This is a genomic window from Streptomyces sp. NPDC007901, from assembly GCF_042959465.1.
Taxonomy (GTDB): Bacteria; Actinomycetota; Actinomycetes; order Streptomycetales; family Streptomycetaceae; genus Streptomyces.
The window spans coordinates 1-15,383 of sequence record NZ_JBIBKW010000034.1 but is presented as its reverse complement, the minus strand read 5'-3'; the positions used below and the strand labels follow the sequence as shown (position 1 = coordinate 15,383).

Here is a 15,383-nt window from a genome sequence, read left to right as displayed (position 1 = left end):
GTTTCCGGTCGCGTACGACTGTGTTTCCGTGACGTTTCGTTGCGGTGGGGTTACCGAAATCTCACGGTGCGGCGGGGCGTCTTGGATCAGGGAGAATGGGGGCCATGAGCGTTCGCAGCCAGTCAACCGAGCCGTCGGAATCGTCGGAGACCGTCCACCGGGCGGGCTTCGCCTGTTTCGTCGGGCGTCCCAACGCGGGCAAGTCCACCCTCACGAACGCTCTGGTCGGGCAGAAGGTGGCGATCACCGCGAACCAGCCGCAGACCACGCGGCACACGGTGCGGGGGATCGTGCACCGGGAGGACGCCCAGCTGATCCTTGTCGACACCCCGGGGCTCCACAAGCCGCGCACGCTGCTGGGCGAGCGCCTCAACGACGTGGTCCGCACCACCTGGGCCGAGGTCGACGTGATCGGCTTCTGCCTGCCGGCGAACGAGAAGATCGGCCCCGGTGACCGGTTCATCGCCAAGGAACTCGCGGGGATCAAGAAGACCCCCAAGGTCGCCGTCGTCACCAAGACCGACCTCGTCGACTCCAAGACCCTCGCCGAGCAGCTGATCGCCATCGACCAGCTCGGCAAGGAGCTGGGCTTCGAGTGGGCGGAGATCGTGCCGGTGTCGGCGGTCGGCGACAAGCAGGTGAGCCTGCTGGCCGACCTGCTCGTCCCGCTCCTCCCCGAGGGCCCCGCCCTCTACCCCGAGGGCGACCTGACCGACGAGCCGGAACAGGTCATGATCGCCGAGCTGATCCGCGAGGCGGCCCTCGAAGGCGTCCGCGACGAGCTCCCGCACTCCATCGCCGTCGTCGTCGAGGAGATGCTCCCCCGCGAGGACCGCCCCGCCGACAAGCCCCTCCTCGACATCCACGCCAACCTCTTCATCGAACGCCCCAGCCAGAAGGGCATCATCATCGGCCCCAAGGGCAAGCGCCTGAAGGAGGTGGGCATCAAGTCCCGCAAGCAGATCGAGGCGCTGCTGGGAACACCCGTCTTCCTCGACCTGCACGTGAAGGTCGCCAAGGACTGGCAGCGGGATCCGAAGCAGTTGCGGCGGCTGGGGTTCTGAGGCCGGGCGCGGAGGGTCAGGGCCGGGTCGGGGTCATGTCCTGGAGGCCTACCACGCGCAGGAGTTGGAGGCGTTCGTAGGAGTCCGTGCCGGGGCGGGCGGTGTGGATGACGAGTTGTTGGTGGGTGTCGGCGTTGAGGAGGACCTCGCAGTCGAGTTCGAGGAGGCCGACGGTGGGGTGGCGGAAGCGTTTGGTGGCGGCTCGGCGTACGGCGACTTCGTGGTCGGCCCAGAGGCGGGCGAACTCCTCGCTGCCGGCCAGGAGTTCGGCGACCAGGGCGGCGGGGGCGGGGTCGGTGGGGCGGGCCGCGGCCACCGCGCGGAGGTTCGCGACGTGTTCGCGGGCCCGTGCCGGGCGGTCCTCCGGCGGGAACAGGTCGCGGGCGGACGGGTCCAGGAAGTAACGGCGGAGCAGGTTGCGCTCGCGCGGCGGGCGGGCCAGTACGTCGCCGCTGAGCGCCCGGGACAGCGCGTTCTGGGCCAGGATCTCGCCGCAGTCCGTCGACACCAGCGCCGGGGTGTCGTGCAGCCGGTCCAGGACCAGCAGCAGGCCGGGGCGGACGTGTGTGCTCGCGGTCTCCCGGCGCGGGGGCTCCTCGCCGGTCAGGTGGAACAGGTGGTCCCGTTCGTCCTCGGTCAGGCGCAGGGCGCGGGCCAGCGCCGTCAGCATCTGGCGGGACGGACGCGGCCCCCGGGACTGTTCGAGGCGCGTGTAGTAGTCGGCCGACATGCCGGCCAGCGACGCCACCTCCTCGCGCCGCAGCCCCGGTGTGCGCCGCCGGGCGCCGGGTGCCAGGCCCACGTCGGAGGGGTCCAGCCGGGTACGGGCGCGGCGCAGGAAGTCGGCGAGCTCGGGGCGGTCCATGTCTCCAGGGTGGCGCCGCCCGCCCGGCTTATCCAGGGACCGTCGATCCCCTGATCGGAAGGTCTCTCCCGGTGCCGCCGCGGGACGGCGAGGGTGGGGGCACCAGAGCGAAGGAGACGGTCATGATCACTCTTGTCACCGGTACGACCGGTCAGGTCGGGCGGCGCTTCGTGCCCCGGCTGCTGGCCCAGGCCGAGGCGGCGGAGCGGGTACGGGTGCTGGTGCGGGACGCGGCCCGCGGGGAGCCGTTCGCGGAGCTGGGCGCCGAGGTCGTCGTCGGGGACCTGCGGGACGAGGAGGCGCTCGGCAAGGCCGTCGCCGGGGCGGACGCCGTCGTGAACGTCGCCGCCTCCTTCCGCGGGGTCCCCGACGAGGAGGCCTGGGCCGTCAACCGGGACGCGGCGGTGGCGCTCGGCCGGGCCGCGCTCGGCGCCGGCGTACGTCGGTTCGTGCAGGTCAGCACCGGGAACGTGTACGGCACCGGACGCGGCCGCCCGCTCGTCGAGGACGACGAGAGCCGGCCCGGCGGCGAGATGTGGGGCGCCTACGCGGAGTCCAAGGCGGCCGCCGAGCGGGAGCTGCTCGCGCTGGCGGACGGCATGGAGGTACGGATCGGGCGGCTGCCCTTCGTCTACGGCGAAGGAGACCCCCACCTCGCCAACTCCCTGCACTGGGCCGCGCGCTGGGCCCCCGCCCAGCGCCTCCAGATGGCCCACCACGCGGACGTCGGACAGGGGCTGATGCGGCTGCTGTACGCCCCGGCCGTGAACGGCCCGGTCTACAACATCGCCGACGACGCCCCCGTCACGACGGTCGAGCTGTACCAGCTCAACGGCGTCGAGGTGCCGGCCGACCTGAGCGACCGCAGCGACCGCGACCCCTGGTTCGGGATCATGTCGAACCGCAAGATCCGCCGGGACCTGGGCTTCCGGCCGATCCACCCCAGCGTCTGGACCGCCCGGGACGCCGGCGCCCTCTAGAGCGGGCCTAGTCGACGCCCCGTATCCGCCCCACAAGCCCCGCCCCCGCCAGCCCGATCACCGCCGCCACCAGGTAAAGGACTCGGTAGCCGCCGAGATACGTGACGATCGGCGCGGCGAGGGCGGGGGCCGCGACCTGCGGCAGCGCGTTGGCCACGTTGATGACGCCGAGGTCCTTGCCCCGGTCCAGGGCCTTCGGCAGGACGTCCGTCATCAGCGCGAAGTCGACCGAGGTGAACACCCCGAAGCCGATGCCGAGGAAGGCCGCCGCGACGAGCGCCCCCGGCCAGGTCTGCCAGGCCGCCAGCAGCGCCGTCGCCGCCGCCATCAGCATCCCCGACCAGACCACGAAGGGCTTGCGGCGGCCCAGCCGGTCCGACCAGACCCCGCCGACCACGACCGTCGCCATCAGCGTCAGCCCGTTGACGGCGGTCAGGATCAGCACGCCCTGCTCGGGGTCGTGGTGGTGGAGGCGGTCGCGGAGGTAGTAGAGGAGGTACAGCAGGACCAGCGCGTTGCTGAGGTTGATCAGGAAGCGGGTCAGCCACGCCCAGCCCAGGTCCGGATACCGGCGCGGGCTCAGCCAGAAACCGGCCAGGAAACCCCGCCAGGACCACGCGGGCCGCTCCGCCGGTGCCAGACGCAGGTCCGGGTAGCGGAGTATGTACGGCAGCACGCCCAGCGCCGTGAACACCGCACAGGCCACATAGCCCGCCCCGACACCCCCCGCGGCCGTCGCCAGACCGGTGCCGCCGACCACCCCGAGGATCTGCGCGGCCCCCAGCCAGCCGCCCACCGCACCCCGCTGCAGCCTCGGCACCCGGTCCGGCACCGCCGCCGTCACCGCCGCGAAGGCCGCGTTCAGCGTCAGCTGGACCAGGCACCAGCCCAGCATCATCGTCCACATCCCGCCGGCGCCCGCGAGCAGCAGCAGGGACAGCGCCCCGCCCGCCGTGCCGGCGACGATCCACGGGGTGCGGCGGCCCCAGCGGGACGTCGTACGGTCCGACAGCGCGCCGAAGACCGGGTTCGCCGCCAGCGACACCACCGCGCCGACCCCGGTCACCCATGCCAGCATCGTCTCCTTCGACATCCCGGAGCCGGGCGCGAAGTCCTTGGCCTGGGAGGCCAGCAGGATCTGCAGGGGGCCGTACCAGCCCACCCAGATCGCGCCGTTGGCGAGGGAGAGCGCCGACGTCCAGCCCCGGCCGACCTTCTCGGCCGGTTCCGCCAGGGCGGCCGGCTCCCCGGCCGGCTCACGTGTCGTCGTCATCTCTGCGCCCGCAGCACGTCCCGGAACCAGTGGTACGACGACTTCGGCGTCCGTGTCTGTGTGGCGTAGTCGACGTGGACCAGGCCGAAGCGGCGCTCGTAGCCCTCCGCCCACTCGAAGTTGTCGAGGAGGGACCAGACGAAGTAGCCGCGCACGTCCACGCCGGCCTCGGCCGCCTTGTGCAGCGCCCGGATGTGGCCGTCCAGGTAGGCGATGCGGGCCTGGTCGTCCAGGCCCTCGTACGAGCAGCCGTTCTCGGTGATGACGACGGGCGGCAGCCGGTCGCCGTAGCGGTCGCGGAAGCCGGTGAGGAGTTCGGTGAGGCCTTCCGGGACCACCGGCCAGCCGAAGTCCGTCACCGGGACGTCCTCGATGTCCTGGACGGAGAAGGGGAGTTCGGCGGGGAGGGTGAGCCCGCCGAACTCGATCTCGGTGCCCTGCGGGGCGCCCACCTTGGTCGGGGCGTAGTAGTTGATCCCGTACCAGTCCAGCGGCTCGGAGATCACCTTCAGGTCGGCGGCGACGTCGCCCGGCATCAGGTCGCCCATGCCGTCCGGGTACTCGCCGAGCAGGACCGGCTCGGCGAACAGGCGGTTGAGGAGGAGGTCGTAGAAGGCGGCCGCCTCCAGGTCCGGCTGCTCCTGGGAGGCCGGCCAGGTCGGGCCGTGGGAGTTGGCGATGCCGATGTCGCCGGCGCCGGCCGCGCGCAGCGCCTGGACGGCCAGACCGTGGGCGAGGAGCTGGTGGTGGGCGACCGGGAGCGCGTCGAACATCAGCTGCTTGCCGGGGGCGTGGGCGCCCAGGGCGTGGCCGAACAGGGTGTGTTCGGCGGGCTCGTTGAGGGTGATCCACTTCTTGACGCGGTCGCCGAGCCGGTCCGCGACCGTGGCGACGTGCTCGGCGAAGCGCGCGGCCGTGTCCCGCTCCAGCCAGCCCCCCGCCTCCTGGAGGGCCGACGGCAGGTCCCAGTGGAAGAGGGTGGGGACCGGGCGTACGCCCGCCGCGCACAGGTCGTCCACGAGACGGTCGTAGAAGTCCAGGCCGCCCGTCGAGCGGACCCTCGGCCAGGAGATCGAGAAGCGGTACGCGTCCACGCCGAGGCCGGCCAGCAGGGCCGTGTCCTCGCGGTGGCGGTGGACGTGGTCGCAGGCCACCGCCGCCGTGGAGCCGTCCTTGATCCGGCCCGGTTCCGCCTCGAACGCGTCCCACACGGACGGCTCGCGCTCGTCGGCCGCGCCCTCGATCTGATGGGCCGAGGTCGAGACACCCCAGAGGAAGCCGTCGGGGAACCGCGGGAAGGGGGGCATCGGATTGACCGAGTCACTCAGCATGGCCGGGATCATCCTTACCCCCGGTTACGGAAGTCAACGCCCGGACGGGAACTACCCGTTACGCGCCTTCTTTCAACACCCGCGAGATCAGTTCGCGTTGCGCGTCGGTCAGCCGGGGATCGGCCGCGTACACCGTCCGTCCGTCCACCGTGATCTCGTAGGCGAACCCGTCCGGCACCCCGGGCGGCGGAGCGCCCCGGCCGGCCGCGAGCGCGTGCTCGGCCAGGGTCTGCCACTCGTGGGCGTCGGGCCGGCCCGAGGTGTCCACCTCGGCCCGGCGCTCGATGCCCGCGAACCCGCCCGTACGCCTCACCTGAATACGCATGGGTCCCTGTGTAGTACGGACTCAGCCGGTCTGCACCCCCACCTGGGCCCAGGCCTTGAGGATCGCCTCGGTCTCCTCGCCCTCCTTGTAGCGGGCCTTGGCGGCGGTCACCGTGAGCTTGGCGAAGTCCGTGAACCGGGCGTCCGAGGCCAGCTCGCCGCCGGTGAGGACGTCGTACCAGATCTGCCCGGCCCGCTCCCAGGCGTTGCCGCCGAGGGCGGTGGCGAGCAGGTAGAAGGCGTGGTTGGGGATGCCGGAGTTGATGTGCACCCCGCCGTTGTCCCGGTTGGTCTTCACGTAGTCCGCCATGGTCGCGGGCTGCGGGTCCTTGCCGAGGCGGGGGTCGTCGTACGCGGTGCCCGGGGCCTTCATGGAGCGCAGCGCCACGCCGTGCACGCCGGGGGCGAGCAGGCCCTCGCCGATCAGCCAGTCGGCCTGGTCGGTGGTCTGGCCGAGGGAGTACTGCTTGATGAGGGAGCCGAAGACGTCGGAGACCGACTCGTTGAGGGCGCCGGACTGGCCGTAGTACTCCAGGTTGGCGGTGTACTGGGTGACGCCGTGGGTGAGCTCGTGGCCGATGACGTCGACGGAGCTGGTGAAGTCGGTGAAGATCACGCCGTCGCCGTCGCCGAACACCATCTGCTCGCCGTTCCAGAAGGCGTTGTCGTAGTCGCGGTCGTAGTGCACGGTCGCGTCGAGCGCGAGCCCGTTGCCGTCGATGGAGTCGCGCTCGTACGCCTTGAGGTACAGCTCGAAGGTGGCGCCGAGACCGGCGTAGGCGCGGTTGACGGTGGCGTCCTGGCCGGGCTCGGAGCCCTCCTCGCGGACCTTGGTGCCGGGCAGGTCGGTGCCGTGCTGCGCGTCGTAGATCGTGCGGCGCGGGGTCGCGTCGGGGCCCGCCGGGGCGGCGATCGCGGTGAGGGTGCGCACGGCGGTCACGCGGCGGCGGGTACGGGCCGCGGAGTCGTGCTGCAGGGTGCGCAGCGCGGAGTCGGCGAGCGTGCCGTCCTCGTGCTGGGCGAGCTGGTCGAGGATGTGCGGCGGCACGATCCCGCAGAAGACGGGCGTGCGGCGGATGACGGGCTCGGAGCCCCCGTTGGTCGTCATGCACGGCACCCTCGCACTGCGTCACATGGCTGTCACCACCCGCAACCATGATTGGTGAAATACCGTGACAATTGACCACCCTCCGTGAGGGGGAGTGGTATGGCGCACGTTTTGTCCTGTTCCTCCCCCTGGTCCCGCATACTGATACGGCGCCCCGCGTCCGAAGGGGCTCGGCTAGCATGCGGAGCATCATGCGTTTCGGGCTGCTTCTTCTTAGCTGCCGCGGCGAGGGCCTGTAGTCCAGGTCGACTCCCTCCCCGCGGAGCTTCGCGTTGCGTCGTCGGCCGTCCTTCCGGACACCCACTAGGAGCCCCGCAATCATGGCGAACCGCCAGCAGCCCAGCAGCATGCCGATCCACAAGTACGGCCGCTACGAGCAGGTCGACATCCCGGACCGCACCTGGCCGGACAACCGGATCACCGTCGCCCCCCGCTGGCTCTCCACCGACCTGCGCGACGGCAACCAGTCCCTGATCGACCCCATGTCGCCCGAGCGCAAGCGCCGGATGTTCGACCAGCTGGTCACGATGGGCTACAAGGAGATCGAGGTCGGCTTCCCCGCCTCCGGCCAGACCGACTTCGACTTCGTGCGCTCGATCATCGAGGAAGAGGGCGCGATCCCCGACGACGTCACGATCTCCGTACTGACCCAGGCCCGCGAGGACCTGATCGAGCGGACCGTCGAGTCGCTGAAGGGCGCCAGGCGGGCCACCGTCCACCTGTACAACGCCACCGCCCCGGTCTTCCGCCGGGTCGTCTTCCGCGGCTCCAAGGACGACATCAAGCAGATCGCCGTCGACGGCACCCGCCTGGTGATGGAGTACGCCGAGAAACTGCTGGGCCCCGAGACCGAGTTCGGCTACCAGTACAGCCCGGAGATCTTCACCGACACCGAGCTGGACTTCGCGCTGGAGGTCTGCGAGGCGGTGATGGACGTCTACCAGCCGGGTCCGGGCCGCGAGATCATCCTCAACCTGCCCGCCACGGTGGAGCGTTCGACGCCGTCCACGCACGCGGACCGCTTCGAGTGGATGAGCCGCAACATCTCCCGCCGCGAGCACGTCGTCATCTCCGTCCACCCGCACAACGACCGCGGTACCGCCGTCGCCGCCGCCGAGCTGGCGCTGATGGCCGGCGCCGACCGCGTCGAGGGCTGCCTGTTCGGGCAGGGCGAGCGCACCGGCAACGTCGACCTGGTCACCCTGGGCATGAACCTGTTCTCGCAGGGCGTCGACCCGCAGATCGACTTCTCCGACATCGACGAGATCCGTCGCACGTGGGAGTACTGCAACCAGATGGAGGTCCACCCGCGCCACCCGTACGTGGGCGACCTGGTCTACACGTCCTTCTCCGGCTCCCACCAGGACGCCATCAAGAAGGGCTTCGACGCCATGGAGGCCGACGCGGCCGCGAAGGGCGTCACCGTCGACGACATCGAGTGGGCGGTCCCGTACCTGCCGATCGACCCCAAGGACGTCGGCCGCTCCTACGAGGCGGTCATCCGGGTCAACTCGCAGTCCGGCAAGGGCGGTATCGCCTACGTCCTGAAGAACGACCACAAGCTGGACCTGCCGCGCCGGATGCAGATCGAGTTCTCGAAGCTCATCCAGGCCAAGACGGACGCCGAGGGCGGCGAGGTCACCGGCGCCGACATCTGGGCGGTCTTCCAGGACGAGTACCTGCCGAACCCGCAGAACCCCTGGGGCCGTATCCAGGTCCGCACCGGCCAGTCGACCACCGACACCGACGGCGTGGACACCCTGACGGTGGAGGCGACGGTCGACGGTGAGGACACGATCCTGACCGGCTCCGGCAACGGCCCGATCTCCGCGTTCTTCGACGCGCTGCAGGGCCTGGGCATCGACGTACGTCTCCTGGACTACCAGGAGCACACGATGAGCGAGGGTGCCTCCGCGCAGGCCGCCTCCTACATCGAATGCGCGATCGACGGCAAGATCCTCTGGGGTATCGGCATCGACGCGAACACGACGCGTGCGTCGCTGAAGGCGGTCGTCTCCGCCGTCAACCGCGCGGCGCGATAACCCCTCTGACCGGCGGTTTCGAGGCCCTGATCACCTGTTACGGGGATCAGGGCCCCGGCGTTTCTCGGCCATCCGGCCGTGGAGGTCACGGAAAGGTCTCGCACGGGGTACTGACTCCGCCTCCCTGATGTGGCTAACATCACGCCAGCGGTGGCGATGTTGCCACGGCGTTACGGAGGTGCGACGTGCTGCCAGTACGGGGACGAGACGGCCGAACCGTCAGGCCTGCCCGCATTCTGGGCACCCGCACCGCATGGACACCCGTCGGCGACGGCCAGTTCTTCTGCCCCGGCTGCGGAGGCGACCGCAACTACCAGCGCCTCACCGGCCGCCGCCGCTTCACCCTGCTCGGCATGCCCGTGCTGCCGCGCGGCACCACCGGGCCGGTCGTGGAGTGCGCCGCCTGCCGCCACCACTACAACACCGACGTCCTCGACCACCCCACCACCTCCCGCTTCTCGGCGATGCTCCGCGACGCCGTGCACACCGTCGCCCTCGCCGTCCTCGCCGCCGGCGGCACCTGTTCCCGTACGGCCCTGGAGGCGGCCGCGGTCACGGTCCGCGCGGCCGGTTTCGAGGACGCCACCGAGGACCAGCTGGGTGCGCTGGTCGACGCCCTCGCCGCGGACACCGGCCGGGTGTTCGAGCAGCCCGGCGGCGCGAGCCTCGCGATAGAACTGCACGAGGCCCTCGACCCCCTGGCCCCGCATCTCGCCCCCGGCGGCCGCGAGTCCCTCCTCCTGCAGGCCGCCCGCATCGCCCTCGCCGACGGCCCCTACACCACCGCCGAACGCGAGGTCCTCGGCACGGTCGGCGCGGCGCTCACCATCTGCGCCGACGACGTGACCCGCCTCCTGGCGGCGGCCCGCACGCCGTCCTGAGCCACGGAGGGGCACGGCCGCCCGGGTCCCGTTCCGGGTGGCGGACGGTCATGTCGCGTCTCCGGTGTGCCGTCCCGTGGTGCGGGTGGCCATGTCCCGTGTTCCGTTCCGTTCCGTTCCGGGCCGCGGGCGGCTACGGCCCGCATCCCGTCCTCTGCCGCGGGCGGCCGAGTCCCGTATCCCGTCCTCTGCCGCGGGCGGCCGTGTTCCGTATCCCGTCCAGGGCCGCCGTCGTTTGACGGTCGGCGCACCGTTGTCGGCCCCCGCCCGTCCCGGCCCGCCCCCTGCCCTGACCACCGGACGGGGGCGGCCCGCGCACCGCCCGTGCCCGCCGCCGAAACTGACGGTGTGCCAAACCGTTTGACCCGTTTGGCCGTTGTGGAGGTGCGAGGGAGGTCGGTGGGAGCACCATGTAAGAGTGAGCCATGTGTCTCCTGTGACCCGCGTGAGCCGGATCTCCGTTGCCGCCGCCCTGCTTCTCGGGGCGTTCACGGTCGAGCCCAGGGCCTGGGCGGCCACCTGCGAGTCCTCCGTGCCGTATGTCTCCGGTGAGGGCGGCTACGCCCAGTACCGCATCCCGGCCGTGGTCCGCACCTGGCGCGGCACCCTGCTGGCCTTCGCCGAGGGCCGGCACGCCACCGCCGGCGACAGCGGCGACATCGACGTCGTGCTGAGACGTTCCTCCGACGGCGGCTGCACCTGGAGCCCGCTCCAGGTGGTGGCCGACGGCAAGGGCGACACCCGCGGCAACCCGGCGCCGGTCGTCGACCCGCGCACCGGTGACATCGTCCTGGTGACCTCCTACAACGACGGCTCGGTGAGCGAGGCGCAGATCATGCGCGGCCAGGTCACCAAGGCGCAGAGCCGCCGGGTCTTCGTGCAGCGCAGCCACAGCGACGGGCGGTCCTTCACCGCACCGCAGGAGATCACGGCCCAGGTGAAACCTCCCGGCTGGCGCTGGTACGCCACCGGTCCCGGCCATGCCGTCGCCCTCACCGAGGGCCCGCACCGCGGCCGCCTGGTCGTCGCCGCCGACCACTCCGCCGCCCCGCGCGCCGGCTCCACCGACAGCGGCAGCGAGGCCAAGTACTACGGCGGGCACGCCCTCTACAGCGACGACCACGGCCGCACCTGGCATCTCGGCTTCGTCGACGACTCCTACACCGGCCACGACAACGCCAACGAGACGACCGCCGCCCAACTCCCGGGCGGATGCCTCTACTTCAACGCCCGCGACCAGAACGGCTCCAGCCCCGGCAACCGGCTGGACGCCTGGTCGAGCGACGGCGGCGAGACCCTGGACGCCGTCTACACCGTCCAGTCGACCCTTGATGAGGTGCCGGTGGTCGAGGGCTCGGTCCTCCAACTCCGGGGCGCGGACGCCCCGCTGCTCTTCTCGGCGCCCTCGGTCCCGACCGCCCGCAGGTCCATGGCCCTGTGGAGCAGCACGGACCAGGGCGTCACCTTCGACCGGCTCCGCACCCTGACCGACCGGAAGGCGGCCTACTCGGACCTGGTCCAGGTCGACAAGAACACGGTGGGGGTGCTGTACGAGACGGGGATGCGCACGGCGTACGAGACGATCGAGTTCCGGCGCCTCCCGGCCCCCTGAGGAAACCTTTCGCACCGCGGGCAACCGAATCCGGGCGTCCGGTGGTCTGGAGGGCGAGGGGGTGGCTGATGCAGGCCGAACTCGAGGCCCAGTTCCAGGAATTCGTCAGAGCGCGGTGGTCCCATCTCGTACGGACCGCCGTTCTGCTCACCGGCGACCCGCACCACGCGGAAGACCTCACCCAGACCGCGCTGGCCAAGGCGTACCGGTCGTGGCGCCGGGTCTCCCGCGCCGACCACCCGGAGGCGTACGTCCGCCGCATGCTGGTCAGCTGCAACAGCGACCGCTTCCGCAAGCGGCGGGTGGCCGAGTCGCTGACCGCCGCGCCGCCGGAGCACCCGGGGTACGACGACGCCGTGACCCGGGCCGACGAGCGCGGCACGCTGCTCGCGGCCCTGGCCCAGCTGCCGCCGAGGCAGCGCGCGGTGGTGGTGCTGCGGTACTGGGAGGACCTGTCCGAGGGGGAGGTGGCCGAGGTGCTCGGCTGCTCTCCGGGCACGGTCAAGAGCCAGGCGTCCAAGGGCCTGGCGAAGTTGCGTACGTTCCCGGGGCTCGCGCAGACCATGAGCCACGCGGGGTCCGGGCAGGGAGGCGACAGGTGAGCGCGGAGCAGCGGGACGGGGGAGTCGGGCCGGACTTCGAGGCACAGGTCCGGGCACTGCTGGCCGGGGAGGCGTCGGCGGTCCGGCCGTCGCCGGTGCCGTATCCGGAGATCCGCCGCCGGGGCGTGCTGGAGCGGCGGCGGCGACTCGCCGTGGGCGGGGCCGCGCTGGCGGCGCTGGCGGCGGTGCCGGTCGGCGCGTACGCGCTGGGCGGCGGCAGCACCGTGACGAGCCCGGCCGGGCCCAGCCCCGCCGTGCACACCGGCGCGCCTCCGACCCCCTCCGTCTCCCCGAGCGGGTCCGCGCCGGCCGAGCCCGCGCCGCCCGCGTCCGCGGGCCGGCTCCTCGACGGGATCACCTTCGGGGTGGCCACGAAGGGGCTCGACAAGTGCCTCGACACCAACAAGGCGAACCACTCCGCCAAGGACCCCACCTACATCGACCTGGGCAGCCCCGCCGACTACCGGATCATCCTCGCGATGCGGAGCACCGGCGACTCGAACGCCCCCGGCGACGGCTACTTCGTGGTCGCGGTGCGCGAGAAGCCGACGACGACCCGGATCATCTGCAACGTCACGGACGGCCAGGCCGGGCTGAACATCAGCTCCGGGGACCCCTTCGGCGACGGGAAGCTGCCCGTGGTCCCGGACATCAACAGCGGCAAGCTGTACCAGCAGTCGATCATCGACAAGGGCAACTGGAAACTGCCGTTCCGGTGGGGGATCATCGGCAGCTACCGCGGCGCGGTAGCCAGGATGACCTTCTCCTACGGCGACAGCACGGGCGAGGCGGCCCTCGACCACGGCTGGTTCGTCGCCACCGGCACCCTGCACCGGCAGGTCACCGAGGCCCCGCACCTCAAGGGCTACGACAAGACGGGCAAGCTCGTCTACGACTCCGACCAGGACGCCTCGTACGAGAAGACGCTGCCCTAGGGCCCGCCCCGGCCGGTCCGGGTCAGCCGGTTCCGACGCCGTGCAGCAGGTTGGCGACCAGGCGGCTCGCGAACGCGTCGGTGAGGGGCTGGTCGGGGAGCAGGAGGCGGTGGTAGCAGGCGCCCCAGAGCTGGTCGACCAGGATCTCGGGGTCGGCGTCGGCGCGCAGCTGGCCGCGGTCCTGGGCGCGCCGCATCGCCGCCACCGCGAGCGCGCGCCGGGGCCCGGAGTAGCGCTCCAGCAGGGCGGCCAAGAGGTCGGAGTCGGTCTGGGCCCGGCCGATGAGCCCGGCGATGACTGGGCCGGCCGGTGTTCCGGTGAGCAGCCGGACGAAGGCGCGGACCTGGGCCGTGAGGTCCGCCGCGATGTCGCCGGTGTCGGGGAAGGCGAGGGTGGACTCGACGGCGTGGAAGTAACCGTCGAGCGCGAGCGTGCCGCGTGAGGGCCACCACTTGTGGATCGTCGTCTTGCTGACCCCGGCCTCCTGGGCGACCCGCTCGATGGTGAAGGCCGCCATGCCCTCCCGCAGGAGCAGGGCCCCGGACGCGGTGAGGATGTCGGCCCGCACCTCGTCCGCGGGCCGCCGTCCCCGCCCGCGCCGCACCGGCGTCCCCGGAGTCCCTTCCGCCTGCTGCACCTGATGCCTCCTGACCGTGTCCGTCGACCACTCACTGTGACATATGGACGGCGCGTCCACCATCTGCTTATATGGACTCAGCGTTCATTAATGGTCGTGGAGAGGTGGAATCACGATGTCCCAGGTCACGCGTGTCGCACTGGTCACCGGAGCGTCCGGCGGCATCGGCCGCGCCGTCGCCGAGCGGCTGGCCGCGGACGGTACGGCGGTCGGCGTCCACTACGCCGGCAACGTCGAGGCCGCGCACGAGGTCGTCGCCGCGATCGAGCGGGCCGGCGGGCGCGCGGTCGCCGTCCGGGGCGACGTCGCCGACGAGACCGCCATGGCCGACGCGTTCGACATGGTCGAGAAGAAGTTCGACGGGATCGACGTGGTCGTCCACACCGCCGGGGTGATGTCCCTGGGGCCGGTCGCGGAGTTCGGCCTGGACGACTTCGACCGTATGCTCCGCACCAACGTCCGCGGCACCTTCGTCGTCGCCCAGCAGGCCGCCCGCCGGCTCCGGGCCGGCGGGGCGATCATCACCTTCTCGTCCTCCGTGACCCGGCTGGCCGCCCCCGGCTACGCCGCCTACGCCGCCGGCAAGGGGGCCGTCGAGGCGATGACCCTCGTCCTCGCCCGCGAGCTGCGCGGCCGCGACATCACGGTCAACGCGGTCGCCCCCGGCCCCACGGCCACCCCGCTCTTCCTCGACGGCAAGGACGAGGAGACGGTACGGCGGCTCGCGGCACAGGCCCCGCTGGAACGGCTCGGCACCCCCGCCGACATCGCCGAGACCGTCGCCTTCCTGGCCGGCCCGGGCCGCTGGGTCAACGGCCAGGTGCTGTACACGAACGGCGGGATCGCCTGACGGCGGCTCAGTGCGGCGGCTCCTGCGTGGTGTTCTCGCGCAGCGCCGAGTCGAGCAGGGAGCGGGCCGCCCAGCGCATGACCTCCTTCGCCTCTGCCGCCTCAAGTTCGCAGACGTCGCGGGTCGAGACCAGGGACTCGACGCCGTAGACCAGGGTGAGCGCCATGGTCAGCCGGCGGAGTGCGGTGGGTGGGAGGGTCTCGGCGAGGGGGCGAGGGGGCGAGGGGGCGAGGGGGCGAGGGGGCGAGGGGGCGAGGGGGCGAGGGGGCGAGGGGGGCGAGGGCGGTGCGGGTCAGGTCGAGGCGGTTGCGGCTGCGGACGGGGAACTCGTCCTCCGGTCCGTCGTCGCCCTGCTTGAGGGACCGCTCCAGGCTCGCGCTCGGCATCGCCCGCCAGGCCGGCTCGTTCGTCAGTTGCATGTCGGCGACCCGGGAGACGATCGCGTCCACCCGCCCGGCCGGGTCGGCGGGCAGATCCGCGGTGAGGTCAGGGGCGCGCATCAGCGTCCGGGTCTCCCGGAGCGGCTCCTGGGGGCTGGAGAAGTACCGGTAGGCGGTGGCCGTCGAGACCCGGGCCGCCTCGGCCGCGTCCGCGATGGTGACCGGGTGCCCCTCGCGCGGCAGCTCGGCCGCCGCGTCGACGAGGGCCCGGCGGGTGCGCAGCTTCTGGTTGCGCCGGCCGTCCCGTGCGAGAGGGGGCTCCTGACCATGGGCTCCATGACACCCGCCGAAATGGAAGAGCTGATCGAGGCACACATGAGCGCCGAGGAACGCGGTGATCCGGAGGGGTTGTGAACTGGTGGTGGTTGGTGGCGCGTGAGTGTGTTCTGGCACGTATAAGTGAGCTTCCTGGCTGTGGTGGGCGGACTCCCGCTGGTGG

16 protein-coding genes are annotated in these 15,383 nt (G+C 71.9%); 8 read left to right on the top strand and 8 right to left on the bottom strand.

The features are described 5' to 3' along the window. The first annotated feature begins 95 nt into the window (after positions 1-95). Positions 96-1,064 (top strand): GTPase Era, encoded by a 969-nt coding sequence (era, locus tag ACFZDK_RS51385; protein WP_390985112.1) that lies wholly within the window; start codon positions 96-98, stop codon positions 1,062-1,064. A 16-nt stretch (positions 1,065-1,080) separates the two neighbouring features. On the opposite strand, the gene ACFZDK_RS51380 is transcribed toward era, so the two are convergent. Beyond that, the gene (locus tag ACFZDK_RS51380) at positions 1,081-1,929 is read right to left on the bottom strand and encodes a helix-turn-helix domain-containing protein (protein WP_390985109.1); all 849 of its coding nucleotides are present in this window, start codon (positions 1,927-1,929) and stop codon (positions 1,081-1,083) included. Between the two features lie 122 nt (positions 1,930-2,051). Between ACFZDK_RS51380 and ACFZDK_RS51375 the strand changes: the two genes are divergently transcribed. Continuing rightward, the gene (locus tag ACFZDK_RS51375; RefSeq protein ID WP_390985107.1) at positions 2,052-2,909 is read left to right on the top strand and encodes an NAD-dependent epimerase/dehydratase family protein; all 858 of its coding nucleotides are present in this window, start codon (positions 2,052-2,054) and stop codon (positions 2,907-2,909) included. Positions 2,910-2,916: 7 nt separating this feature from the next. Here the strand turns inward: ACFZDK_RS51375 and ACFZDK_RS51370 are convergent, their stop codons facing one another. The 4 genes from ACFZDK_RS51370 to ACFZDK_RS51355 are packed head-to-tail and all read right to left on the bottom strand — an operon-like array spanning position 2,917 to position 6,945. Continuing rightward, positions 2,917-4,182 (bottom strand): MFS transporter, encoded by a 1,266-nt coding sequence (locus ACFZDK_RS51370; RefSeq protein ID WP_390985104.1) that lies wholly within the window; start codon positions 4,180-4,182, stop codon positions 2,917-2,919. Further along, positions 4,179-5,513: a GH1 family beta-glucosidase gene (locus tag ACFZDK_RS51365; RefSeq protein ID WP_390985102.1), complete on the bottom strand. Its 1,335-nt coding sequence runs from the start codon at positions 5,511-5,513 to the stop codon at positions 4,179-4,181. Before ACFZDK_RS51365 ends, ACFZDK_RS51370 begins: the two co-directional genes overlap by 4 nt. 58 nt (positions 5,514-5,571) lie before the next feature. Beyond that, on the bottom strand, positions 5,572-5,838 hold the full coding sequence (locus ACFZDK_RS51360) for a protealysin inhibitor emfourin (RefSeq protein WP_390985099.1): 267 nt from the start codon (positions 5,836-5,838) through the stop codon (positions 5,572-5,574). Between the two features lie 21 nt (positions 5,839-5,859). Beyond that, entirely contained in the window at positions 5,860-6,945 is a 1,086-nt protein-coding gene (locus ACFZDK_RS51355; protein WP_390985097.1) for a M4 family metallopeptidase, read from the bottom strand. A 320-nt stretch (positions 6,946-7,265) separates the two neighbouring features. On the opposite strand from ACFZDK_RS51355, the gene leuA reads away from it, so the two are divergent. The 5 genes from leuA to ACFZDK_RS51330 all read left to right on the top strand — a co-directional run bounded on the left by leuA (position 7,266) and on the right by ACFZDK_RS51330 (position 13,017). Further along, positions 7,266-8,987, top strand: coding sequence for a 2-isopropylmalate synthase (gene leuA / locus ACFZDK_RS51350; RefSeq protein WP_390985095.1), 1,722 nt, complete (start codon positions 7,266-7,268; stop codon positions 8,985-8,987). Positions 8,988-9,172: 185 nt separating this feature from the next. Then, positions 9,173-9,868 carry a TerB family tellurite resistance protein gene (locus ACFZDK_RS51345; RefSeq protein ID WP_390985093.1) on the top strand — a complete coding sequence of 232 codons (696 nt, stop codon included), beginning with the start codon at positions 9,173-9,175 and terminating at the stop codon, positions 9,866-9,868. Positions 9,869-10,304: 436 nt separating this feature from the next. After that, a complete protein-coding gene (locus ACFZDK_RS51340) occupies positions 10,305-11,480 on the top strand; it encodes an exo-alpha-sialidase (protein ID WP_390985090.1) in 1,176 nt (391 codons plus the stop codon). Positions 11,481-11,548: 68 nt separating this feature from the next. Next, on the top strand, positions 11,549-12,082 hold the full coding sequence (locus tag ACFZDK_RS51335) for a SigE family RNA polymerase sigma factor (RefSeq protein WP_390985088.1): 534 nt from the start codon (positions 11,549-11,551) through the stop codon (positions 12,080-12,082). Beyond that, positions 12,079-13,017 carry a hypothetical protein gene (locus tag ACFZDK_RS51330; RefSeq protein ID WP_390985085.1) on the top strand — a complete coding sequence of 313 codons (939 nt, stop codon included), beginning with the start codon at positions 12,079-12,081 and terminating at the stop codon, positions 13,015-13,017. Before ACFZDK_RS51335 ends, ACFZDK_RS51330 begins: the two co-directional genes overlap by 4 nt. Positions 13,018-13,039: 22 nt before the next feature. Here ACFZDK_RS51330 and ACFZDK_RS51325 read toward each other — a convergent pair whose 3' ends face one another. Continuing rightward, positions 13,040-13,654: a TetR/AcrR family transcriptional regulator C-terminal ligand-binding domain-containing protein gene (locus ACFZDK_RS51325; RefSeq protein WP_390985082.1), complete on the bottom strand. Its 615-nt coding sequence runs from the start codon at positions 13,652-13,654 to the stop codon at positions 13,040-13,042. Positions 13,655-13,769: 115 nt separating this feature from the next. On the opposite strand from ACFZDK_RS51325, the gene ACFZDK_RS51320 reads away from it, so the two are divergent. Further along, on the top strand, positions 13,770-14,504 hold the full coding sequence (locus ACFZDK_RS51320; RefSeq protein ID WP_390985080.1) for an SDR family oxidoreductase: 735 nt from the start codon (positions 13,770-13,772) through the stop codon (positions 14,502-14,504). Positions 14,505-14,511: 7 nt separating this feature from the next. Here ACFZDK_RS51320 and ACFZDK_RS51315 read toward each other — a convergent pair whose 3' ends face one another. Further along, positions 14,512-14,670, bottom strand: coding sequence for a hypothetical protein (locus tag ACFZDK_RS51315; RefSeq protein WP_390985077.1), 159 nt, complete (start codon positions 14,668-14,670; stop codon positions 14,512-14,514). After that, positions 14,606-15,337 carry a TetR/AcrR family transcriptional regulator gene (locus tag ACFZDK_RS51310; RefSeq protein ID WP_390985075.1) on the bottom strand — a complete coding sequence of 244 codons (732 nt, stop codon included), beginning with the start codon at positions 15,335-15,337 and terminating at the stop codon, positions 14,606-14,608. Before ACFZDK_RS51310 ends, ACFZDK_RS51315 begins: the two co-directional genes overlap by 65 nt. Between the last annotated feature and the right edge of the window lie 46 nt (positions 15,338-15,383).